Here is a 24,287-nt window from a genome sequence, read left to right on the forward strand (position 1 = left end):
CTTAAAACGCCAAAAAGGATCTGCGATGACCAAGCCCTTCTCCCCCCTGCTTCCGATGGAATATTCCAGCGAAGTCGCGGCCGCCAAGGCCCGCGGCGCAGCCATCGTCGCCCTGGAATCGACCATCATCACCCATGGCATGCCCTTCCCCGGCAACCTCAACATGGCCCGCAGCGTCGAGGCGATCATCCGCGAGGAAGGCGCCGTACCGGCCACGATCGCGGTCATCGACGGCGTCCTGCATATCGGCCTTGAAGATGCACAACTGGAGGCTTTGGCACAGACGGAAGGGGCGATGAAACTGTCGCGCGCCGATCTCGCCTTTGCGATCGCCGAGCGCCGCACCGGTGCCACCACCGTTGCCGCGACAATGATCGCGGCTGCCCGTGCCGGTATCCGCGTTTTTGCCACCGGTGGCATCGGCGGTGTGCATCGCAAGGCCGAAGAGAGCTTTGACATTTCTGCCGACCTCGATGAGCTCGCCCACACTGGCGTCATCGTCGTCTGCGCCGGCGCAAAAGCCATCCTCGATATTCCAAAGACGCTGGAAGTTCTGGAAACACGCGGGGTTCCGGTGGTCACCTATGACAGCGAAATCTTCCCGGCTTTCTGGTCGCGCGATAGTGGCCTGAAAAGCCCGTTGATGCTCAACAGCCCGGCCGCGATTGCCAATTTCCAGAAAATGCGCGACCTGCTCGGCGTCGACGGCGGCATGCTGATTGCCAACCCGGTGCCGGAGGCCAGCGAAATCCCGCGCGACGAGATGGAAATCTACATCACCCGGGCGCTCGACAATGCCGAGCGCGACGAGATTTCCGGCAAGAAGGTCACGCCTTACCTGCTCGACAGCATTTTCGGCCTGACCGACGGCCGCAGCCTCGAGACCAATATCGCGCTGGTCGAAAACAATGCCCGGCTTGCAGCCGAGATTGCCGTCGCACTGGTCTGAGTCAAATCGATCATCGGAAAAATCGGGGGCTGGCTACCGGCCCCCGATGCGTCAGCCCTGCCGCCCTGCCCGAGCCAGCCCGTGCGCGATCAGCCGGTCGATGATTTCGGCATAGGCAATTCCGCTTGCGGCCAAAGCCTTGGCATACATGCTGATATCGGTAAAACCGGGGATAGTGTTGACCTCGTTGATGACAGCACTCATATCCGCCCGCACGAAAAAATCGACACGGGCCATGCCGTCACAGCCAAGCGCCCTGAAAGCGTCTTGCGCCATTGATCTCAGCTTTTCAGCGATTTCGTCCGGCAACAGAGCCGGAATACTGAGAATGGCACCGTCGGGGTCGATGTATTTGGCATCGTAGCTATAAAAGCCATGGCCGCCGGCGGGGATGATTTCTCCTGGAAGCGAGGCGATCAGCGTGCCGTCAACTTGCTCAAGAACACTAAATTCGATCTCCCGCCCCTGAATGAACTCCTCGACGAGGATTTTCTGATCGTGGCGGAAGCCTTCCGCGAGTGCTGTCCGGAAATCGTCTTGCGTTCGAGCCTTGCTGACACCCACCGACGACCCCTGCCGGGCGGGCTTGACGAAAACCGTCGGCCCTAGCGCTGCAACGACTTCATCGAAAGAGGGTGCGTCGCCCCGGTGGAACGTCAGTGAACGCGCCACCGGCAATCCCGCTTCGCTTAACAGGCGCTTGGCCACATCCTTGTCGATTGCAGTCGCCGATCCCAGAATGCCGCAGCCGGCAAACGGCACCATCGCGACCTCGGCAAGCCCCTGCACTGAGCCATCTTCGCCATGCGGCCCATGCAAAACCGGAAACAGGATATCGACCGGTGGCAGTTCACGGATACTTCCAGCTTCGGGAACGGCGAAAAGCCGACCACGGCCGCCGGGCAAAAGGCAAACCTGCGTGTTCACTGTGGGGAGCGGATGGGGCAAGCCCCTGTCGAGCAACTCATGCAGGAGCCATTTTCCCTGATGGTCGATCAGAATGGGCACGACATCGTATTTTTCAGTGTCGAGCGCCTTGAATACGTTGCGTGCCGACAGAATCGAAACATCATGTTCGGCAGAACGGCCACCAAAAAGAACTGCAATCCTTAGCTTTGAATTCATTCGTGCGCTCGCAAAATCGGGAGATTGAACGCTACGCTTGAACCAGAGGGCGAACCCCTTCGAACGATGAGCGCAGCGCGGGACACCCGTAGATGCAATCGCGAAACAGGCCTTTTTAGGACAGCGGAAGACCCGCCAAAATTATCTCGGCGGACGGTTAACGCGGCGGCCGCCCGGCCGGTTTGTGGCAGCATTCCGAGCTCGAAAGTGCCTGATCTGCTATCTATCTATGGCCAGCGGTTACAGATCAGCTGTCAAGCATTTCCCGGACAGCAACAGCAAGCTGCTTCAACGAGAAGGGTTTGGACAGAAAACCAAACTTGGCGTCGGCCGGCAGGTTTCTGGCAAAGGCATCTTCCGCATAACCGGAGACGAAGATGAACTTGAGGTCCGGATAGGTCTTGCGGATTTCACGCAGCAGCGTCGGCCCATCCATTTCCGGCATGACGACATCGGATACGACGATATCGACAGCACCGTTCAGCTCTTCCATGACTTCGAGCGCCTCGACGCCGGAGCCGGCCTCATGAACGGTATAGCCGCGCGTTTCCAGCATGCGCTTGCCACCGCGGCGCACGGCCTCTTCGTCTTCCACCAGAAGAACCACCGCCGAATTTCCGGTCAGGTCCGTCGGTTCCGGTTTGGCGGGGGCCTTTGCAGCGAGCGCTGCGGCGGCCTGCGCCTCGCCGGCTTCGCCCGGCAATGCCGGCTCTTCGATATAGCGCGGCAGCAGGATACGGAACGTCGTTCCCTTGCCGACCTCGGATTCGGGATAGATGTAGCCGCCGGACTGCTTGATGATGCCATAGACCATCGATAGTCCAAGCCCGGTCCCTTTGCCGACTTCCTTGGTGGTGAAGAAAGGTTCGAAAATCTTGTCGAGGATTTCCGGGGGGATGCCGGTCCCCTGATCCGCCACTTCAACCATCACGTAGTCGTCTTCCGGAAGCTCGCGCAGATTAAGCGCTGCAACTTCGGCTGCGGGCAGATTGCGGGTGCGCAGCGTGATGACGCCGCCATTGGGCATGGCGTCACGCGCGTTGACCGCGAGATTGAGCACAACCTGCTCGAACTGGCCAAGATCGGTGCGCACCGGCCAGAGGTCGCGGCCGTAGTCAACCTCAAGCTTGACATTGGTTCCTGTCATCCGGTCGACCAGCATGCGCAAGTCGCCAACGACATCGGTCATCGACAGCACGGTCGGCCGCATCGTCTGCTTGCGCGAGAACGCAAGCAACTGACGCACCAGCACGGCAGCCCGGTTGGCGTTGCGCTTGATCTCCATCAAATCGGCGAAACTCGCATCCGCTGGTCTTGCCGACAAAAGCAGATGGTCGGACGACAGCAGGATCGCCGTCAATACGTTGTTGAAGTCATGCGCAATACCGCCCGCCAGCGTGCCGACAGCATTCATCTTCTGCGTCTGCGCCATCTGGGTTTCGAGCGCTTTCTGCTCGGTAATCTCGACCGCGTAGACGATCGCGGCCTCTTCCGGCGCCTGATCGCTCTGGTCGATGACCGCGTTTACATAGAAGCGGAAATGCCGCGCCTCGTCGGTCGGGTGAAGCGAATCGATCGGCGCGATATCGCCCTGCCGGTCCTTGGCAGCATCCAGCGCATCGCGCAGCCGCGTCTGGTCGGTCCCGTGAACGAAAGCCTCCAGCAGCGCGCCATGTTCCATGTCATCCTGCGAAACGACGGCGGAGAACAGTTTGAGGAACGGCGCGTTGGTACGCAGAATCCGGCCGTCGCCATCAACGGAGGCGATCGCCATCGGCGTATTGTTGAAGAAGCGGGTAAATCGCATCGCCGCGATCGAGGCCGATTGATCGCTTTCATCGTCGTTGGAGCGGGCAAGAACGATCGTGCGGCTTTCGCCGGGAGCACCATCGCGGGCAGAGGAAACCCGGTGCACCATGCGCACGGCAAAGCTCTGGCCATTGACCTTGCGCAGATCGAGATCGAGCGTCTTGGTCTTTTTCAGGCCGGGCTCGGCCTGCACGGACTGGACCAATGCCAGCCCCTCGCCTGCGACGAGATCGGCGATCGTCATCGATCCCGGCTGGAACTTGGTCAGATCCAGACCAAGCCAATCGGCAAGCGTCGCATTGACGTAAAAAATCTCGCCCTTCTTGCCTGCCGAAAAGAAACCGGCCGGCGCGTGATCGAGATAATCGATCGCATTCTGCAGTTCCTTGAAGAAGCGCTCCTGGTCATCGCGCTCGGAGGTGATGTCGGAAATCTGCCAGATATAGAACGGGTTGTGGCCACCGTCCTCGAGCGGCAGGACGCGTGCCTTCAAACGGAACCAATGGGCGCCGGAACCTGCCGAACCGCCGCCCGAGCGCAACGGCTTCAAAAGCCGGAACTCCTCATGGCCGGCCTTGCCCTCGTGCAGACCGTTGGTGAGCCGGTAGATCGCTTCCGTCGCCTCGCGGTTGCGCGACAGGATCGTTTCCAGCGACTGGATTTCGGTGGCCTTGGTGGCGCCGGTCAGCGCACCATAAGCCGCATTGGCGTAGATGATCCGGCCCTTGCGGTCGGTCACCAGCGTGCCGTCCTGATGACCGTCAAGGAAGGCGCGCGCCAACTCGTCCGGGCGCGATTGCGGCATCACCTCGATAAAGCCGATGACCGACGAGACCAGGAAGAAGATGCCGACCATGGCCAGCACGCCGAGAATACCGAGGACAATCTGGTTTTCCAGTTGATCCTTAAAGAGGACGAAAGCGACAGCGGACGCTGTCAGCACGATGGCGAGCAGAATGATCCGCAGCACCGTTCCCGGCCGCGTCCCACGGTCTACAATCGGCATGTGATAGTCACCTGCCTGCCGCAATTTCGTCATAAGGCCCTCGTTTTTCAACCGTGCCATGCACGTCCGGTATGAGCGTGCGGGTTTGGTCTTCATGCTCGTCTCAACGGTAGCCGGGGCAAATCTGCACCCGCGCCGGCGGGCCCGCGAAACACCAAGCAAGAATCATCTTTAACAGCCGCAGGGAAGAGCAGAAAGCATCTCTATGAAAGGCATTGCGGTCAATTCACAGGGAATGTCCTGCAAAACCTCGCCGAAGCTGGAAACAGCGCTACATTGGCGCTACGACAATGACGGGCACTGTTTGTTGCGACCGGAAAAAAGCCGTCAATTCGGCATAAGGCGCGGGTTTACGAAGGAGTACAGCATATGATCGAAGATATCGTTGGCAACAACGGTACCCGTTTCATTATTGCAGCGGGCGCTGTTGCTCTCGGCCTGCTTTGCCTGGTCGCCGTGCTGCGGTTCATGCGCAACAGACCCTCCTCGCCTTTCATCCGTGGCGGCAAGAACCGGCAGCCGCGGCTGGCGGTTCTCGATGCAGCGGCAATCGATACACGCAGACGGTTGGTGCTGGTGCGCCGCGATGATGTCGAGCACCTGATCATGATCGGCGGACCGACCGATGTGGTCATCGAAAGCCGCATTGCATCGACCGCCCAGCCACAGATGCAGGCTGCTATCGCACAGCCACCAGCCGATGCAGCCATTGCCGCACGCCCAGCGGCAGAGCGCTCACTCACCGAGCGCCCACCAGCAGAGCGTCCCGTCACGGAACGCCGCCTCGCCCCTACCCCGCAGGCCGAGGTCAAATCGGCACCGGTGTCAGCCATGGGCCAAGTTCTGTATGGTGAAAGCGCCGATGCTGCTACGCCACCGGCCAGAACCGTCCAGCCGGTGCAAACCCGAACCGATAGCATCGCGCCACGCCAGACTCCTCTTGATCGGGCCATTCCAGCCCAGGCTCAAATTCGCCCGCAACCCGTCGCGTCGAACACGCCGCCGCCTGTCGCAATCGAGACTGCCAGGTCTCCGGAGGATATCCTGGATGCTGCGCGTTCGCGGGTGCTGGCAGCCAATCAATCCGTCACCACAGAGCGGCCCTTGCCCCAGACGCCTGCCCTTGCAGTTACCCCTGCAACGCAAGTACAAGCCGTGCAAAGCCTGCCAGATACTCAAGCACAGAAGGACGCAAGCGCCCTCGAGTTTGAACGTATTCTCGATGCCCAGATCACCGGTGACCTTGGCAAGCTGACCGCCGACCCCGTCCGCGTCGATAGCGAAACGCGTGCGTACGCCGCTACGCCCAACCCGGCAATCCGTCAGGAACCACGCCTTGGCCCGGCGCAGGGCGGCCGCACAGAGCCTTCGCTTGAGGACGAGATGAACCGGATGCTGAACGAGATTGCCGCAAACCGCAAAAACTGAACCGACCTGCTGCAGGCATTCGGCTCAAGCACAAATGACAATGGCCACAAAGCAAAAACGGCGCGATCATCTCGCGCCGTTTTTATGTTTGTGACTGAAAAGATTACTCGTCGCGGTAGACTTTTTCCCGCCGCTCGTGACGCTCCTGAGCCTCGATCGACAAGGTTGCAATCGGCCTTGCGTCAAGACGCTTCAGCCCGATCGGTTCACCGGTTTCTTCGCAGTATCCGTACGTACCCTCATCAATTCTCTGAAGGGCCGCATCGATCTTGGAGATCAACTTGCGCTGCCGGTCCCGTGCGCGAAGCTCGATGGCCCGGTCGGTTTCCGATGATGCTCTGTCTGCAAGATCAGGGTGGTTTGCACTTTCCTCAGCCAGGTGTCCGAGTGTTTCCCGGGCCTCGCGGAGGATATCATTTTTCCAGGCGTTCAGCTTTGCTCTAAAATATGCACGCTGGTTGGTATTCATGAATTCCTCGGTCTCAGACAAGACAAAGGAACTAAGATCGATCTTCTCACTCAACGCGATTCTCCTGAAGAACATCTCATGTGCGGCGGTGTATAGACCCATGCACGCGCCGTTTCAAGTCTTTGAAAAACAGCCCACCGTTTTTTAAGCCTTGCTTACTTGACAGGCTAACAGGCTAATATTTCATCAAAATTACAGATTTGGGATTTTTCTCGAAATTGTCTTGCGCACGATGTTCAGCATCTGTGACCAAAACTGCAACTTGGGCGGAGCAAAGGTTCGGATCCGGCTTTTTTCGAGTTCTCCGCAGCACAACAAATAGGCAGAGTTTTCTCTTCCTCATTTGCGCCAGCCCCCTTCGCTGTACTCCCGCTCGAACCGATCAATCCAATCCTGGACGAGGCCCTTTTGGAAAACGGGGCGTCACGGCTTGATCTTTCGGCAGTCCCGGCGGACAAAACGCATACAAAGCCGAACCATCGATGCCGCTACCGGGATTGATGGTTCGGGTGGCGATGCCATTTCCAGGAAATTTACCATGCCCGCTGCGTCTGCCCCGGTTTTCCGTCTCCTCCTTCTCCGGCACGCCAAGGCCGCGTGGGCCCTCCCGGGCCAGAAGGATTTCGACAGGACGCTGGACGATGCGGGCTTTGCCGATGCCGAAGTCCTCGCAGACATGGCGGCAGATCAGGACCTAAGGCCAGATATTGTTCTTTGCTCAACCGCCGTGCGCTGCCGCCAGACGGCGGATGCTCTCCGGCGCGCAATGTCAGAAGACCTCGAGATCCGCTATATCGACGGGCTCTATGCCGGCGGAGCGAATGTCTATCGCGACATTATCAGCAGCCAGGCCCCGGCCCTTTCAGCGCTGATGGTGGTTGGGCATAATCCGGTGATCGAGGAGATCCTGAATGAGGTTCTCGGCGAAGAGGCCGCAACCAAAGCTGCCCCGGCCGGCTATCCTGCAGGTGCGCTTGCTGTCATCGACTTCGAGGTGCGCCCCTCCGATACCAGGCTACCGCTTGGGATATTAGCCGCATGGTTAGATCCGGACACTCATAGCCGGTGAACTCTGCGCACCACCCGCCTGTTGCAACCTTTATTCGACCACCCCGGCGCACTATATCGCAAACGACAGACATGGCAGGAAAGCCATATCGCACGTATATCCGAGGCCCGAAATCTTGCCGCCATTCATGACCCGCTTCACAGACGACGCAAAACTTGCGCTCGACACGTTGACCGACCGCGCATCGGGTTTTGTCAATCCAACCTTGCGCCTTGGCGTTACCGGTCTTTCCCGGGCGGGCAAGACCGTGTTCATCTCGTCGTTGGTCCACAATCTTTTGAATGGCGGCCGCTTGCCGGTCTTCGAAGCCGTCCGCTCCGGACGTGTCTCGAAAATCCGGCTGGAGCCGCAGCCGGATGATGCGGTGCCGCGCTTCCAGTACGAAGACCATATTGCAGCACTTGTTCGCGACCGGCTGTGGCCGGATTCGACACGGGCGATCTCGCAATTGCGCATCACGCTTGATTATGAGAGCGCCAGCGGCTGGAACCGGGTCTTTTCACCCGGCAGGCTGTCGATCGACATCGTCGACTATCCCGGCGAATGGCTGCTCGACCTCCCCTTGCTCACCCAGGATTTTCGCACATTCAGCCGACACACGGCAGATCGCGCCCGAACCGGTGTTCGCGCAGAACTGTCAGCGGCCTGGCTGTCGCTGGCCTCGTCGCTGGATGTGACCGCCGCCGCCTCCGAGACGGATGCGCGCGCACTCGCAGAAGTCTTCACCCGCTATCTCCAGGCCTGCAAGTCGGACGAACGTTCCCTATCTACCCTGCCACCCGGCCGGTTCCTGATGCCCGGCGATCTCGAAGGCTCACCAGCCTTGACCTTCTCGCCGCTACCATCCCTACCCGAAGGCCGTGCGCCAAAAGGCTCTCTCTGGGCGATGATGGAGCGGCGTTACGAGGCCTACAAGACCCATGTGGTCAAACCGTTCTTTCGCGAGCACTTCGCCAGGCTCGACCGGCAGATCGTGCTGATCGACGCCCTGCAGGCGATCAATCGCGGCCCGGAATCGCTGCAGGATCTGGAAAGCGCGCTGGCCGACGTTTTGGCGAGCTTCCAGCCCGGAACCAATTCCTTCCTGTCGTCCTTCCTCACAAAGCGGATCGACAAGGTGCTGATCGCCGCCACCAAGGCTGACCATCTGCACCATGAGAGCCACGACCGGCTCGAGCGGATCACCGAGCGCCTTGTCCGGCGCGCCGTCGAGCGCATCGGCATGAGTGGAGCAGGCCTTGAAGTCATGGCCATTGCCTCTGTCAGGGCGACCCGCGAGGCGACCGTCGAGCATGACGGGCACACGCTACCAGTCATCGTGGGTACACCGATCGCCGGCGAAAAAATCAATGGCGAAACCTTCGATGGAGAACGGAAAACAGCTATATTTACCGGTGACTTACCGAAGAATCCTGATGAGCTTTTTCAAGATCTTGAGGCAAAGCCGGAAGAAAGCCTGGTACCCGAGCTGAGCTTCGTCCGCTTCCGGCCACCGCATATCGAGGAGACCGGCGGCGGCCTGAAACTGTCCGTCCCGCACATCCGGCTCGACCGGGCCATGCAGTTCCTGTTCGGAGACCGGCTGGCATGAGCGACACACCCAAGTTTCCGCAGCGCAAGCCCGCTGTGTTCACGATCAGCAATGATCCCACCTCTGCCGAAAAGCAGGCTCCGACGAGACGTCCACCGGCCAGTTTCGACGACAAGATCGTCATGACGGCGGACGCGGATGATCCGTTCGCGGCGACGACGACCGCTTTGCCCGACACGCCGGAGGCGGCACCGCGCAAGCGCCGCTTCTCCTTTGCCAAGCTTGCGGTCGGCGCTGCAGGCGTTCTCGTATCGCTGGCCGTCGGCCTCTGGGTCGATAGCCTTATACGCGATCTCTTCACCCGGTCGGATTGGCTCGGTTATCTCGCCATCGCCGCTGCCGCCATCGGCTTGATCGCCTTCCTGGTTATCATCGCCCGCGAATTGTCGGGCCTGATGCGGCTGAATGCCGTACAGGCCCTGAAACAGGAAACAATCGATGCCAGCTTGTCTCAAACGGCAAAACCGGCGCGGCAGGTCATGGCCCATCTCGTCCATCTGCTGGCCAGCAAGCCGCAGACGGCGCGGGGCCGGCTTCGGTTGAAGGAAACCGAAACGGAGATTATCGACGGTCCTCACCTGCTTGATCTGACCGAGCGCGAGCTGCTGACGCCGCTTGATCGCGAAGCCCGAGGCCTGATCCTCAATGCCTCCAAGCGCGTTTCGATCGTCACCGCCGTCAGCCCGCGCGCCCTCGTCGACCTCGGCTATGTGATTTATGAGTCGGCGCGGTTGATCCGGGCAATGGCCGACCTCTATGGCGGCCGGCCGGGTACACTGGGGCTGTTGCGGCTGATGCGCGACGTCATTGCTCATCTGGCGGTCACCGGATCGATTGCCGCCGGAGACAGCCTCATTCAACAAGTGCTTGGCCATGGCCTTGCCTCGAAACTATCGGCGCGGCTTGGTGAAGGCGTCATCAACGGCTTGATGACCGCGCGCATCGGCATTGCCGCGATGGACCTGTGCCGGCCGATGCCGTTCCGGGCGCTGAAACGCCCCGGCATCGGCGATTTCATCGGCGATCTGACGCCCGGATCATCCAGGACGAAGACACCGGAAGGCGACGGATAAAGCGTTCCCGTTTGACGATGAAGCACCTCTAGATGCCGCCATACCAGTCGTAACCCAAATCTTCCCAGAAGCCGCCCTTGCCGCCGCCGAACGGCGCCAGCGAAGATGCAAGCTCGATACCCTTGATGTATTTCGCCATCTTGTAGCCGAGTTGCCGTTCGACACGCACCCTCAGCGGCGCGCCGTTGGCAATCGCCAGCGGCTTATCGTTATTGCCATAGGCCAGAATTGTCTGCGGATGGCGCGCGTCGATGAGATCGATCGATTCGTAGTAAGGCACGGCGCCCTGCAGCCCGAGGTCCATCGTATCGTAGCAATGAAACACCACGAAACGCGCTTCCGGTTTCACCTGGACCTCATCGAGAATCTGGCGGAGCGGCACGCCGGTCCATTTGGCAATACAGCTCCATCCCTCGACACAGTCGTGGCGGGTGATCTGCGTACGCGCCGGCATATTGCGCAGTTCATCGAGGCTGAAGCTGAGCGGTTTTTCGACCAGCCCGCCGACTACCAGCCGGTAGTTGGAAAAACTCGTCTCCCTCAACGCAAGATAATCCGCATCAGTCGGGTCGGTGGAGCCGTTCGGCCGCTGGCCCTGACGGATTTCGCTGGCTGCAAACTCCGGCACCAGCGTGTCGGCGCCAATCAGCGCGCGGTGGGCGCGGTAGGTCAGCCCGTTTGCCGACGCAAGGAACTCGCGCACCGGGCTTTGACCTGAGAGAAAGCTGTCAAAGGCATCGCAGCCAGAAAGCGGAACGGTAGACGCGGCGACGCCTGCAAGGGTCAGGAACTTTCGGCGGTTGATGATAAACCGGGTCATGCCGAATGCTCCTCGTTTTTCTTGTCTGCGCGATACCAGCCGGTAATGATCGAGCGCATTTCATTCAGCGGTCCTGCCGCGATCACCATAAGGATATGAATGACGAAGAAAGCCACCAGCGCTGCCATGCAGAGGAAATGGATGGTCCGCGCCGTCTGGCGGCCGCCAAAAATATCAAGCAGCCACGGCCACGCCGCATTCATACCCGGAGACATTGTCAGACCGGTCGCAATGATCAGCGGAAAGATCACCAGCAACACGCCAGCATAGGCCAATTTCTGCAGCCCGTTGTAACGGCCGTCATGATGGAACCGGAAGCGCAGATGATCAACGATGCTACGCGGCAAAGACCTGATATCGGCGACGGAGGGAAGAATATCGCGCGTCAGATGCCCACTGATCAGGCTGCTAGCGAACCAGACAAGGAAGGCGGCGGAGAAGAGCCAGGCAAAGAAGAAGTGTATGACGCGGCCAGTCGCCAGATCCTGGTAGGAAGGCAGCGTCGCCCATGCGGGAAAACCGCGATAGGATGGGTTACCGGCCGGGCCGCTCATGCCGAACACGCCGGTCGTATCGAAACTGTGACCAAGAACTGTCGTGTACCCCCCAACCGTCCCGTCGGCGGCTTGCATTGCACGCATTGAGAGGACGCTGTTTTCGAATTCGAAGCCGGATTGATTGCCGATATAGAGTTGAGGATGGGCGTTGAAGATCTGCAACCCACTCAACAACAAAAAGAAAAGCGTAATCGCCCAGATCCAGTGGGTTATGCGCGTGGCGATGCGGTGGCGGTATATGATGGTTTTTTCGTCATTCTGCGGCGCGGGGCGCGACTCGATATCGTCCATGATGGTCATCCCGAACCTCCCTTTATATGCGCAACTACGTAACAAACAGCGCAGCGGTTTCAAAAGCACATCCGGTCACCGCTGCACACGTCATGGTGATCCCGCGTGAAAAATCAGCATTTCCAATGGTTTCAACTGCGTGGAAACATCCTGACAAAACATTCCGCGGGCTCTTTTCACCATCATCCAGCAGACCGACGCAACGCTCCATTAACCATTTAAGTGCAAATGTAGCCTCACATTCCTGACATCGACCTTCAAGGATCGTTCATGTTTTCGCGCCCTTCTTTGATCGCTCGCGGCGTTGCCGCAGCCTCACTCGCAGCCCTGACCTGCGCAGCGTCGCCCGCTTTTTCGGGCGATGACAAGGCGTTTTTCGAACAGGTTTCCGGTCAATGGAAAGGCCCTGGCGAAATCGTCGCCGGTAAGTACAAGGGGACGAAATTCACCTGCGACCTGATCGGCGAACCGGCGGAAGGCGCGTCCGCAGGCATCAAACTCGATGGTACCTGCCGCGTCGGCGTTTTCAAGCAGCCGATGACAGCTTTGATCACTCAGAAAGGCAAGACCTATACCGGCAAGTTCCTCGACGGCGCTAATGGCAAGGGGTTGGATATTGTCTCGGGCAACGTCGCCAAGGACAAGGTCGTCGTCGGCATCAATCGCAAGAAGCTGAACGGCGCGATGATCGCCCGGCTGCAGGATCCGTCCACCCTCAACATCACCATCTCGGTCAAGGTCGAAGACACGATGGTTCCGTTGATCGGCGTCAGCCTTAACCGCCAGGTCGACAACATGGCTGTCGGCTCGATCGAGTAAAACTTACCTGTAAAACACCTTCAGAGAGCCGGCTTGTCCGGCTCTTTTGCGTTCACGGTGACGCCGCTGCCGAAATTTGTCGCCACCAGTCGCTGCGTGGATCAGCAATTTCGATGCCCACCACATCGGCATCCGCCAGCCACTCCGCAACGGTGCGGCCGGCAATGGCCAGATCCGGCGCGAAATCCGCAAGCGGCTTCAGGACAAATCCACGCCCGGTCATCCGCGGATGCGGTATTTCCAGCGTCTGCGAATGTTGGGTGCGGCCGTCATAGGTCAGCACGTCGATATCGATCGTCCGCGGCCCCCAGCGCTCCAGCCGCTCCCGCTTCATCTGGCGCTCGATCGACAGGCAGGCATCGAGCAGATCCTCCGGAGACAGCGTGGTCCTCACCGCAGCACAGGCATTGAAGAACCAGTCCTGATCGATTTTTCCCCAGGGCGGCGTTCGATAGAGTTTGGATACATGCGCCACCGCGCAATCGGCCCGCGTGTCCAGAAGGACGAGCGCGCGCGCCATCGACACGGCCGGGTCGCCGATATTACCACCGAGGCCAAGCGTCGCCAGATGCCCGTCCATATCAGGCAAAATGCTCAACCGTGACTTCGACATAGTCGAGCACACCGGGAACCGGCGCATTCGGCTTACGGATCGATATCTTTGCCCGGCGGACTTGCGGGAAAACCGAACAGAGCGTGGTCGCCACTTCCAGTGCCAAAGCCTCGATCAGGTAGCGCCGACGGCCAGTAATGATCTTCTCGATCTCGGTGAAGGCAATGCCGTAATGCACTGTATCATCGATAGAATCTTCAATCAGCGCTGTCCCCTGCTCGACATCCAGCTCCGCATCGACGAAAAAACGCTGCCCGAGGAATTCCTCCTCGTCATGGACGCCGTGGCGCGCAAAGAAGGCGCAGTTCTTCAGGGTGATCGTGTAGATCGGTTTCATAGTCGATTTTCCTTCCCAGGCCGTCCCGTCATGTTTCTTTTTGCGGCCAGCATAGCATCAGCCACCAGAAGCGCATCCCTGTTGATTGCGACATCGTGTACCCGGAAAACCGCAGCGCCTGCTATTCTCAGCAGCGCCGTTGTTGCGGCGGTAGCAGCATCCCGCTCCGGCGCTTCCCGGCCAGTAATGGCCCCGAGAAAGCGCTTTCGCGAGGTGCCCGCCAAAAGCGGCAGACCGAAACCCGACAACTCGTCAAACCGCGCCATTAATGCAACATTCTCGTTTGTATCCTTGGCGAATCCAAAGCCCGGATCGAGCACGATCCGCTGACGGTCGACACCGGCTGCTGCCGCGATCTCCAGCGACCGTTCAAGAAAATGATACTGATCGGCGACCACATCAGTGAGCTTCTCGCGGTCGCGGCCCGTGTGCATGATGCACAGGCCCGCGCCGGTCGCCGCCGCAACATTGGCAAGGTCAGGCTCACGCTGCAGCCCGTGGACATCGTTGATGATATGGGCGCCTGCCGCAATCGCGAGGCTGGCCGTCTCGGCGCGGTATGTATCCACGGAAATGATCACGTCAGTCCGGCTGGCAAGAGCGGCGATCACGGGCAGCACACGGTCCTGCTCCTGCGCAGCCGTCACCACGGCGGCGCCAGGACGGGTTGATTCACCGCCAATATCGAGGATTTCGGCGCCGTTTTCGATGCAATGCAGCGCCTGCGATACCGCTGCCTCTGTTTCGCTATAGCTGCCGCCGTCGGAAAACGAATCCGGAGTCACGTTGATAATCGCCATCAATCGCCCTTTCGGACCGAGCGTCAATGAACGGCCATGCGCCAACACCCATTCGAATGGCTGGAAAGGATCGGTCATGACTGTTTCATTCCCTTTCTTGCACACGGCTTGCAGATCGGCGAGCATTTGGCAGCACCAGAGGTGCAAACAGAATTGTCTAACCGCAAATACCCGAAATACATTGGCTTTTCCGGTTTACCGGGGGCTGTTGCCTATTTGCTGTTGCGCTCCGGCTGGCTATGCCCCAAGCTCTTGAGAAGTTCAACTGCCGAGACCTGTAAACATATGCCAACTGGCCGCATTTCATTCGCCGCGCTTCTGATAGCAAGCGTCGTGGCGAGTTCCTCTTCGATAGCCCATGCCGAAACCGTAGTGAACAAGAGCATCACGTATTTCTCGATCGGTGGCCGCACGGCGGAGGAGCTGGACAAGGCCCTGTCGGAAAACGGACCGATGATGAAGAGCAGCGGTTCACGCCATCCTGGCGCCACCAAGATCAAGTTTGGCGGTACGGTGACCTATGTGAAGCACGGCAATCGCTGCGCAGTCGGCAGTGCAAAAGTCACACTCAGCACAAGGTTGATCCTGCCCCGCTGGAAAAATCGTAACAAGGCAAACCGCGACCTCGCCCTCGTCTGGGATACGCTGTCGAGTGACATCAAGCGCCACGAGGAGCGCCATGCCGAAATTGCCCGCAATCATGCCCGCAAGCTGGAAAAGGACTTCCTGTCGCTGAGACCGGAGGCTGATTGCGAGCGCATGCAAGCCCGTGTTGCACGGCTGAGCGAAAGCGCGATCCAGGATCATGACCGCGATCAGGCACGCTTCGACAGGATGGAAGCCGCCAATTTCGACCGCCGGATGATCCGTTTGCTGCAGTACCGGCTTGATACACTGAAAAAGCAGTAAACGCGGCCCCTGCCGCCGAATCGCTGCCTCAAACAGTCCGAATTGAGAAACCACGCAGCTTGCGCGTCAACAGTATATCATTGGTGATTTCTAGCGATACAACAACGTGGAAAGTTGATGTACAGTGAAAGCATAGAGTGAAGAGCAGAAAAACAAGCTGACCTCACTCCGCTCCGGATTACTGAATGCGCCACCGCGTGGACTGCGCCAAACCGGAAGTATTGTCTTGTGCTTGACTGTCCCGTTCCGGATTGATGTTCGACCGGCCGGAGCCATCAGGCAAGTTGTGTTCTCCTGGCGTATCTTGATGCAGCAGATGTTCCCTCCCTCATCTGCATGCGATGCGCCCTCCTGGCCCCGCAGGTCGATCGCGACAGCGGGGCTTTTTTTGGTCATCACAACCGGAATTCGCCAGAAACTCAGGCCTGACGCTCGGGAACATGAATGACGAGCCCGTCCAGGCCGTCGCTCATCTTGATCTGACAGGACAACCGCGAGGTCGGCTTCACGTCATAGGCGAAATCGAGCATGTCCTCTTCCATCGCTTCCGGCGCACCCACCCTCGCCGACCATTCATCATCCACATAGACATGACAGGTAGCACAGGCACAGGCGCCGCCGCATTCGGCTTCGATGCCGGGCACCGAGTTGCGTACGGCGTTCTCCATGACGGTGGAGCCGGCCTGAACCTCAAGATCGTGGCGCGTGCCGTCAAAGGCGATGATACTCAGTTTTGGCATTGTTTCTTCCGGATGCTTGGCGTTGTTTCGGCTAGCCGCAGGAAAAACAGCGCCGCCCCGAAACTGGAGCGGCGTTGAAACGCGGCGAATTCATCCGATTTCTTCCAACAAATCCCTTCGCCAGTCAACTCGAAGGGGTTCGGGCCTGGAGCAGCAGCACCCGTGGCCCTTTGTCGCTGCGGCATTTGCCGGAGCGGCCATTGCCATGAACTACCGGCAGAGTTTGAGGATAAACAGCTCGGCCTCAAGCACGGCCGCGCCGAGGGCGGCGAGATTGCCGGCATCCTGCGGCGCCGCTTCAACCGCGGCGGCGGTCTCGGCCACACCGAAAGCGCCAACGGCCAGCGCCGCTCCACGCAGCCGGTGGGCAGTCGCCAGCCTGGCGTCGGCGCTGTCGGACGAAAGGTCCTTCATCAACTGCCGGGTCTGGCGGGCAAACATTTGCAGCACTTCGATTTCGAGAAGCTTGTCACCCATCGTCTGCGTCGCCAGATGCACGAGATCGATGGGCCTCGACGTGGAAGGGCAAGCGCCCCCGAAATTGTCAGGTGCTTCGAATGCGATCTTGAGAGCCGCCATGTGCCAATGTCCTTGTTGTGTTTTTTTCTGACGCACCGGCTCGCAACCGGTCGTCCCGTTTTTACCCGGTTCGCTCTTCCATGACGTCCCGGATTGCCCGGATTTGTCTGGAAGTGCCTGACCCGTCTACCTATTATGTGGCTTCAAGATGGCGCGCACCGTATGGTCACCCGCCCTGCAAAGCCGCCATTTGCATTACCTCTGAAGCTGATTAAGCCGGAGCGTCGCTGCTATCTGATTAAAACGCGGCGCAATGCGGGCAGCTTTCGCTTGTCATAGTTAACGGCCATTAAACCGCCTGATTACAAGGGTTTTTGGCCAAAACGCCTCCAATTTTCATTAAGAACTTGTTAGGATTTTAACGAATGCCGGAGGGGCTTAATTGTAAGAAACCGGTGAATGTGTCACTACGGTACGTTGAGGGATATGTTTACATCTCCGGGTGTAATCGGGTCCTGGCGGAAAGCTGTATTGAATGAAGTACCTACGGGTCTCAATGCGTTGTCCGCCGGTGCGTGTTTGAAATGGGTGCATGTCAGGGTTCTGCGTAAATGTGATGCGCGTATCCTCATGTCACCGTCCGAGTTTCGGAGGTGTTCCCAATGCAGGCGGTGTTGCGGCGGATCCTTCCGAAAGGACAGTTTGGTAACGAGGCGTATCCGCATGGCGACAAATAAAAGCAATGAGTCGATCGACGACAAGGCATTTCAGGCGTTGGAAGACGCTCTGAAAATCGATTTTGACGAGCTTAAGTCTGCCCTCAACGACAAGACTTCGCTGGATCATCCAGAGGAGAAAGTGTCGGAGCCGGCCAAACAGTCACCTGCACTCAGCCAGGCGAAGACGCAAAAAGCCCAGCAGGAACAGGCAGCCAAGGCTGCCCGCGCTGCCGAAACCCAAAGAAACCTGTCTCCGGAGCCAGCCCCCAAGGCACCCTCTTTTGCGCCAGCAAACGACGATGGCCGCAAGACTCCGGCCGCGATCCTGCGATCGCTGGACGTCCGCTCCAGCCGCTCGGCGATGCGCATCGCTGCAGCAGTCTCCGCCCTGTGGATCATCGGTGGCCTTGGTGTCGCCAATCTTCTCTACGGCCCGGAAATCTGGCAAATCCGCTCGCTTACCGACCTGTCGGCCATGCCGGGTGCCATCGGTGTAGCGATCTTCATCATCCTGCCGGTGATGCTGTTTTTCTCCTTTGCCATCATGATTTCGCGCGCCCAGGAATTGCGCAGCGCCGCCCGCTCCATGGCCGAAGTCGCCTTGCGCCTGGCCGAGCCGGAAACCGCAGCCTCCGAACGCATCATGACGGTCGGCCAGGCCGTCCGCCGCGAAGTTTCGGCAATGAACGAAGGTATCGAGCGGACGATCGCCCGTGCCACCGAACTGGAAACCCTGGTTCATTCCGAAGTCAACGCGTTGGAGCGCAGCTATAGCGACAACGAACTGCGCGTCCGCACGCTGGTTCAGGAGCTCGGCCTCGAGCGCGAATCCATCGTCGGCCATGCCGAACGCATCCGTTCATCGATTTCCGGCGCCCATACCCAGCTCAAGGACGAACTGGCACTTGCCGGTGACGATATTTCCAACCGCATCGCCACGTCCGGCGAGGCATTTGCATCGATGATCGAGACCCGTGCCGCAGCCCTGATGGAGCGCTCAAACAGCGCCACCCAGACGATCGGCGCCATGCTGTCGACCCGCACCGATGCCCTGCTCTCGGGCCTGACGACCGCTGGCGTTTCGCTCAGCAACGAATTCGATACCCGTCTCGACAATCTGAGCCAGACGCTCGCAAAGCGCGGCCAGCAACTGCTCGGTCAGTTCGAGACCCGCGCCTCCTCGCTCGACGCCAATACCGAAAAGCTGAACGCAGCCCTCAACGAACGCGCCCGCCAGCTGAACGAGACGCTGATCGCCCGCACGCGTGATCTCAACGAGAGCCTGAACATTGGCCAGCAAGCCATCACTGGCGGCCTCGACGACATTCTCCACACGCTGAACGCGACGCTGGACGAAAAGGGCGCAAGCTTCCGCCAGAGCCTGAAATCCAGCGCCGACGACATGATCATGGATATCGATCTGCGCACCGGATTCTTCGACGAGAAGCTGCAGACGACCGTCGGTCATCTGGCAACCGCCTTCGACAGCCGGTTCCACGAGTTTGCCAATGCCTTCGACAAGCGTGCCGGCCTGCTCGATAGCAAGCTGATGGAAAGCCTCGCCCGCATCAACCAGTCGGTCAACGGCGGCGCGGATTCCATCGGCAGCATTCTTGACGGCGGTATCGAGCGCTTTGAGTCTGCCCTGTCGGATCAGTCACTGACACTGGCGACGACCCTCGGCACGACGCAGGACTTCATCGAGCAGACTATCAGCGGCAAGACGGCTGAACTCAGCGATGCCATCGGCAACGCGCATGTCCGCATCGACAGCGTATTGCAGGAACGCTCCGGCAGCCTGATGGGCGCACTGACAGCGGCGCAGGACCGGCTTGAGAACGGCTTCGCCCACCGCGCGATCTCGCTTGAAACAGCCCTCACCGAAAGCCAGCAGCGGCTTGCCGAAACGCTTGACGCCCGGACCAGTGCGATTGCTGCAAGCAACCAGCAGCTTGCTCAAAACCTGGATACGCACACGACCGGCTTCATCGACGGCCTGCAGGCGATCCACGGCCGTATCGAGGAGACACTGACCAACCGCGCCGACGAAATCACCACGTCGATCGCCGCCAGCCAGTTGCGGCTCGACAACACACTGTCCGAGCGCACCGTCGAACTCTCGAGCCTGCTCGCCGCAAGCTCGGAATCCATCGACAGCGCCTTTGAAGGCACCGCAGAGCGGATCGATACCATCCTGTCTCAGCGTACAGGCGCCCTTGCAAACGTCCTGTCCTCTTCGACGGCAGCCATCGACGGCGCATTCGATGGCACGGCAGAACGGATCGACACCATCCTGTCACAGCGCACCGGCGCCCTCGCAGACGTCCTGACCTCCTCGACAGCGGCAATCGACGGCGCATTCGATGGCACGGCAGAACGGATCGACACCATCCTGTCACAGCGTACAGGCGCCCTTGCAAACGTATTGTCGTCGTCGACAACGGCGATCGACGGCGCATTCGATGGCACGGCAGAGCGGCTTGATACCATTTTGTCGCAGCGTACAGGTGCCCTCGCAGACGTCCTGTCTTCATCGACAACGGCCATCGACGGTGCATTTGATGGCACGGCAGAGCGACTTGATACGATCCTGTCTCACCGTACCGGCGCGCTTGCCAACGTTCTGACCTCCTCGGCTGGAGCAATCGAACAGGCCATCGGCGGCACCACCGAGCGCCTGGATAGCTTGATGTCCGAACATGGCCGTGCGCTTGGCGACACCCTCGCTACCCAGACGGCCAGCCTCGACACGCTTCTGTCCGAACGCTCGGCTGAAATCGCCGGCACGATGTCTGCGCGCGCGACCGAAATGACGGATACGCTCAGCAGCCATACAGAAGAAATTGCCGACAGCCTGTCCTACCGGGCCAGCGCCATTGCCGAAACGATGGCCGACCGGGTTGGGGATATCGAAAAACAGCTTTCCGGCCGTGTTGCCGAGATCGCCGAAAATCTGTCCGGCCGTGTCAGCGATATCGCAGGCACCATGACCAGCACATCTGCAGAGATTGCCAGCGCCCTTTCCGGCCATGCTTCCGAACTGGCGCTCGCCATGACCGGCAGGGCCGCCGATATCGAGCAGACACTTGCCGGCCGCGCCGACCAGCTGTCGACATCGCTTGCATCCACGCATGACCAGATCAGGGCAACGCTCGACGACCGGATCAACGCGATCAATGTCGCGGTTGCCCACGGAACCGACCAGCTTTCGGACGTGCTGGCCGAACAGTCGATGTCGATCGCCACGACGCTGGCCACCAGCGCCAGCATGCTGGAAATGACGCTGGACGAGCGCCAGGCGGAACTTGGTGGCACCATAGACAAGAGCGCGCTCGCGCTTGAACAGCGCATGCTTGCCAGCACCAGCCACGTTGCCACTCAGCTTGGCGAGACGGCAGATCAGATCAGCCGCGCCGCCGACACGCTGACGCACCGGATGGACACCTCGCTCACCAATATCAACAGCAGTGTTGACGAGACCGGCGCACGCATCGAAAGCAGCCTCGGCGTGCTGGAAAGCCGCATCCGCGAAAGCGTTGGCGGCGTCAGTGAATTTGTCGACAATGCCGGCCAGAGGATCGCCGATACCCTGTCGGCCAAGGTCTCCGAACTGGATCAGGTCAGCGACCGCGCAGCCGCGCGCATCGCCGACAGCCTTGCCGGCCGCACCGACGAAATTGAACGTATCGGCGGCGTTGCCGCAGCACGTATTGCCGAGACACTGTCTGCCCATACGGCTGAATTCGATCAGATCAGCACGGCAGCAGCTGCCATGATCACCGATAGCCTTGCAGGCCGGACAGAAGAGATCGACCGCATCAGTGGCGAAGCAGCAAATCGTATCACCGAGACGCTGACCACCCACACGGCCGAACTCGACCGCGTCACGGCAGCCGCCGCCACACGGATCGAAGCCAGCATCGAAGGCGGTACCGGCCGCATCGAAGAACGTCTCGGCACCATGGACCGCGCCCTTTCGATCGGTCTCGACAATGTCAGCCGCACGATCGAGGGCAAGGCCGCAGGCCTCGTCACCAACCTGCGCGGCGCCGTCGGCGAAGCAGCCCAGGGCATCGATGCGGAAGCGCAGCGCTCTGCCGAACTGCTGGCCAAGGCTGGTGAAGACTTCGCTCAGGCGATGGCTGCACGGCAGGCCGATTTCCAGACGGCCGTGGAACAGACGGCCGCGACCGCAGCCATGCGCAGCGCCGAGCTTGCCCGTTCCGTCGGCGAAGCATCCGATGGCGCAGCGGCCCGAATTGCTCAGACACAATCGCGCGTCGCCGAACAGGCATCGTCGCTGACCCAAAGCCTTACGGACGTCGAGAAGGCCCTGGAGGCCCGTGGCAATACGATCCGCACCACGCTCGACGACAGCACCCGCGAGCTCAACTCGATGCTGGCCGGCCGCTCCGCCGAACTGTCCCGCATCATCGACGAACAGGCCCGCCCGATCATCGATCAGTACGCCGCAACCGGCAAGGAAGCGGCCGATCGGATCAGCGAAGTAGCACAGCAGAGTGCTGACCGCCTGCGCGCCGAAAATGCCACGCTGCTCGACAGCCTGACCGCCCGCACCGGCGAAACGCTGAATGCGATCTCGACCCGCGCCGAGGAGACGGCCAAGGCGATGAAGATGGTTGAAAACCGTCTGCAATCGACGGCGATGGGCCTGATCGACCAGTTGTCGGCAAGCAACAGCTCGATTGCCGGTGTCATCGAGCAGGCCAGCGCCAATCTCGGCGCCATGGATGAGCAGCTGGAATCGACGACTACGCGGTTCTCGGAATCCGCCAACCGCGCCTCCGACATGCTGTCGACCTCGACCCGCCTTCTCGAAGGCAAGGTTGACAAGCTCGCCGACATCTCGGGCTCGACCCTGTCGCAGATCGGCGGCATCGTCGGCCGCTTTGAGGATCACTCCAAGGTTCTCGGCCAGGCATCCGACCTTCTCGCTGCCGCCCAGTCCAATCTGGTCAGCACGCTGGAAGAACGCCAGGATGCGCTGCGCACGCTCTCCATCGGCCTCGTCAGCCGCTCGGAAGAAATCGAAAAGACCATGCACGCGCTTGAAGGCTTCGTCGATGGCGCCTTCCAGCGCGCCGAAGACCGCTCGGCCCAGGTCGCAGGCAACCTGCGCTCGGGCATCCAGTCGTCCTTCAGCGATGTCGGCCGCATTCTGAGCGAAGCCGAACAGCGCGCCGCATCGGCAGCAGAAGCCATGCGCAATGCCGTCGTCAAGGCCGGCGACGAAGCCAGCATGTCGGTGGAATCGGTGTTCGTGCGGGCAGAAGAACGCTCCAACGAGATCGCCAGCAACCTGCGTGCCGGCGTCCAGTCGTCCTTCGCCAATGTCAGCAAGACGCTGTCGGAAGCCGAAGCCCGCGCCGCGTCGGCCAGCGAAGCCATGCGCGCCGCCGTTACCAAGGCTGGTGAAGACGCCAGCCTCTCCGTCGAAGGTGCCTTCGTCCGCGCCGAGGAACGCTCCAAGGAAGTGGCTTCGCGTCTGCGTGGCAGTGTCGGCGCCTCGCTGTCGGACATCGACCGCCTGATGACCGAAACCAGCAAGAAGTCCGACGGTACAGCCGAGCACATGGGTGCAGCCATCCGCCAGGCCGTCGAAGAAGCGGTCAGCCGCTTCAGCGGCGCCACCGACGAGATCCGCCGCTCGGCCCACGAGATCCGCAAGGAACTCGACATGACCCGCGAAGAACTGAAGCGCGGTGCCTTCGACCTGCCGGAAGAAGCCAAGGAAAATGCCTCGGTCATGCGCCGTGCGGTCGCCGAGCAGATCAAGGCCTTGCAGGAGCTTTCCGACATCATCGGCAAGTCTTCCGGCCAGCTCGAGATCGCCCAACCAGTCGTCCGTCAGCAGACAGCGGCGCAGCAGGCGGTTCAACAGGCCGTGGCGCCCGCCCCGGTCCGCGCCGTCACCCAGCAGCCTGCCGTCGAGCAACGCCGCCCGGAGCCTGCCCTTCGCGGTAGCCTCGGCATCGAGCAGCCGCGTCCCGCCGCCCAGCAGCCTGCCGTCCAGCAGCCGGTTGCCCGTCAGCCCGAGCCACAGGCGGCCACCCGTCAGCGGACCGAAGAAGGCAGCGGCTGGATGCGTGACCTGCTGCGCGGCGCCTCGCGCGAAGAGGAGCCTGCAACCGCAGCACCAGTCCAGCAGCGTGCCGCCGAAGCGCAGCCTGCAGCCGCAACCAGATCTGGCGACACCCGCAACCCGCGCCACGTGATGGAATCGCTGAATTCGCTGTCGGTCGACATCGCCCGCGCAATCGACCACGATGCCTCGGTCGATCTGTGGCGCCGCTACCAGCGCGGCGAGCGCGACGTGTTCACACGCCGCCTGTACACGCTGAAGGGCCAGCAGACCTTCGACGAGATCAAGCGCAAGTACGATCGCGAGCCGGAGTTCCGCACGGCAGTCGACCGCTACATCGCCGACTTCGAAAAGCTGCTCGGCGACGTCGCCCGCAATGACCGCGACAAGGTAATGACCCAGACCTACCTCACGTCGGATACCGGCAAGGTCTACACGATGCTGGCACACGCCGCCGGACGCTTCAGCTAAGCCCGGGTACCGGGCCGTAAAAGCCAAAATAAAAACGCCTTCAGGCTGATAACCTGAAGGCGTTTTGCGT

18 protein-coding genes are annotated in these 24,287 nt (G+C 60.3%); 8 read left to right on the plus strand and 10 right to left on the minus strand.

The features are described from left to right. Window positions 1–25: 25 nt before the first annotated feature. Entirely contained in the window at window positions 26–949 is a 924-nt protein-coding gene (locus tag ASC96_RS23835; protein ID WP_060505546.1) for a pseudouridine-5'-phosphate glycosidase, read from the plus strand. A 51-nt stretch (window positions 950–1,000) separates the two neighbouring features. Here ASC96_RS23835 and ASC96_RS23840 read toward each other — a convergent pair whose 3' ends face one another. Together ASC96_RS23840 and ASC96_RS23845 are read right to left on the minus strand one after the other, a co-directional pair. Further along, complete coding sequence (locus tag ASC96_RS23840) at window positions 1,001–2,074, minus strand: D-alanine--D-alanine ligase family protein (RefSeq protein ID WP_060505547.1); 1,074 nt, start codon at window positions 2,072–2,074, stop codon at window positions 1,001–1,003. Between the two features lie 247 nt (window positions 2,075–2,321). Beyond that, entirely contained in the window at window positions 2,322–4,922 is a 2,601-nt protein-coding gene (locus ASC96_RS23845) for a PAS domain-containing sensor histidine kinase (RefSeq protein WP_060505647.1), read from the minus strand. A 336-nt stretch (window positions 4,923–5,258) separates the two neighbouring features. Between ASC96_RS23845 and ASC96_RS23850 the strand changes: the two genes are divergently transcribed. Continuing rightward, window positions 5,259–6,317 carry a flagellar biosynthetic protein FliO gene (locus ASC96_RS23850; RefSeq protein WP_060505548.1) on the plus strand — a complete coding sequence of 353 codons (1,059 nt, stop codon included), beginning with the start codon at window positions 5,259–5,261 and terminating at the stop codon, window positions 6,315–6,317. Between the two features lie 103 nt (window positions 6,318–6,420). Here ASC96_RS23850 and dksA read toward each other — a convergent pair whose 3' ends face one another. Further along, window positions 6,421–6,840: an RNA polymerase-binding protein DksA gene (gene dksA / locus ASC96_RS23855; protein WP_037096519.1), complete on the minus strand. Its 420-nt coding sequence runs from the start codon at window positions 6,838–6,840 to the stop codon at window positions 6,421–6,423. A gap of 484 nt (window positions 6,841–7,324) precedes the next feature. Between dksA and ASC96_RS23860 the strand changes: the two genes are divergently transcribed. The 3 genes from ASC96_RS23860 (at window position 7,325) to ASC96_RS23870 (ending at window position 10,519) form a co-directional block, all read left to right on the plus strand. Then, window positions 7,325–7,855, plus strand: a complete 531-nt coding sequence (locus ASC96_RS23860) for a histidine phosphatase family protein (RefSeq protein ID WP_060505648.1) — start codon at window positions 7,325–7,327, stop codon at window positions 7,853–7,855. A 115-nt stretch (window positions 7,856–7,970) separates the two neighbouring features. Then, complete coding sequence (locus ASC96_RS23865) at window positions 7,971–9,446, plus strand: YcjX family protein (RefSeq protein WP_060505549.1); 1,476 nt, start codon at window positions 7,971–7,973, stop codon at window positions 9,444–9,446. Then, window positions 9,443–10,519 (plus strand): TIGR01620 family protein, encoded by a 1,077-nt coding sequence (locus tag ASC96_RS23870; RefSeq protein WP_060505550.1) that lies wholly within the window; start codon window positions 9,443–9,445, stop codon window positions 10,517–10,519. The genes ASC96_RS23865 and ASC96_RS23870 overlap by 4 nt, the downstream gene beginning before the upstream one ends. Window positions 10,520–10,547: 28 nt before the next feature. Here ASC96_RS23870 and ASC96_RS23875 read toward each other — a convergent pair whose 3' ends face one another. Both ASC96_RS23875 and ASC96_RS23880 read right to left on the minus strand, forming a co-directional pair. Then, window positions 10,548–11,339 carry a molybdopterin-binding protein gene (locus ASC96_RS23875; protein WP_060505551.1) on the minus strand — a complete coding sequence of 264 codons (792 nt, stop codon included), beginning with the start codon at window positions 11,337–11,339 and terminating at the stop codon, window positions 10,548–10,550. Then, window positions 11,336–12,196: a cytochrome b/b6 domain-containing protein gene (locus tag ASC96_RS23880; RefSeq protein WP_112834667.1), complete on the minus strand. Its 861-nt coding sequence runs from the start codon at window positions 12,194–12,196 to the stop codon at window positions 11,336–11,338. Before ASC96_RS23880 ends, ASC96_RS23875 begins: the two co-directional genes overlap by 4 nt. A gap of 261 nt (window positions 12,197–12,457) precedes the next feature. On the opposite strand from ASC96_RS23880, the gene ASC96_RS23885 reads away from it, so the two are divergent. After that, a complete protein-coding gene (locus ASC96_RS23885) occupies window positions 12,458–13,006 on the plus strand; it encodes a hypothetical protein (protein WP_060505552.1) in 549 nt (182 codons plus the stop codon). A gap of 52 nt (window positions 13,007–13,058) precedes the next feature. Here ASC96_RS23885 and folK read toward each other — a convergent pair whose 3' ends face one another. From folK to folP, 3 genes are read right to left on the minus strand one after another with little or no spacing between them, the layout of a single operon-like run. After that, on the minus strand, window positions 13,059–13,586 hold the full coding sequence (gene folK, locus ASC96_RS23890) for a 2-amino-4-hydroxy-6-hydroxymethyldihydropteridine diphosphokinase (RefSeq protein WP_060505553.1): 528 nt from the start codon (window positions 13,584–13,586) through the stop codon (window positions 13,059–13,061). A gap of 1 nt (window position 13,587) precedes the next feature. Next, entirely contained in the window at window positions 13,588–13,956 is a 369-nt protein-coding gene (folB, locus tag ASC96_RS23895) for a dihydroneopterin aldolase (RefSeq protein ID WP_060505554.1), read from the minus strand. Further along, complete coding sequence (gene folP / locus ASC96_RS23900; protein WP_060505555.1) at window positions 13,953–14,834, minus strand: dihydropteroate synthase; 882 nt, start codon at window positions 14,832–14,834, stop codon at window positions 13,953–13,955. Before folP ends, folB begins: the two co-directional genes overlap by 4 nt. Window positions 14,835–15,041: 207 nt before the next feature. On the opposite strand from folP, the gene ASC96_RS23905 reads away from it, so the two are divergent. Beyond that, entirely contained in the window at window positions 15,042–15,665 is a 624-nt protein-coding gene (locus tag ASC96_RS23905) for a DUF922 domain-containing protein (RefSeq protein WP_060505556.1), read from the plus strand. Window positions 15,666–16,084: 419 nt separating this feature from the next. Here ASC96_RS23905 and ASC96_RS23910 read toward each other — a convergent pair whose 3' ends face one another. Continuing rightward, window positions 16,085–16,405, minus strand: a complete 321-nt coding sequence (locus ASC96_RS23910; protein WP_060505557.1) for a 2Fe-2S iron-sulfur cluster-binding protein — start codon at window positions 16,403–16,405, stop codon at window positions 16,085–16,087. A 210-nt stretch (window positions 16,406–16,615) separates the two neighbouring features. Then, entirely contained in the window at window positions 16,616–16,984 is a 369-nt protein-coding gene (locus tag ASC96_RS23915) for an Hpt domain-containing protein (RefSeq protein WP_060505558.1), read from the minus strand. A 663-nt stretch (window positions 16,985–17,647) separates the two neighbouring features. Here ASC96_RS23915 and ASC96_RS23920 point away from each other — a divergent pair. Beyond that, window positions 17,648–24,217 (plus strand): kinesin, encoded by a 6,570-nt coding sequence (locus ASC96_RS23920; RefSeq protein WP_060505559.1) that lies wholly within the window; start codon window positions 17,648–17,650, stop codon window positions 24,215–24,217. The last annotated feature ends 70 nt before the right edge of the window (window positions 24,218–24,287 follow it).

Source organism: Rhizobium sp. Root1204, assembly GCF_001424965.1.
GTDB lineage: Bacteria > Pseudomonadota > Alphaproteobacteria > Rhizobiales > Rhizobiaceae > Pararhizobium.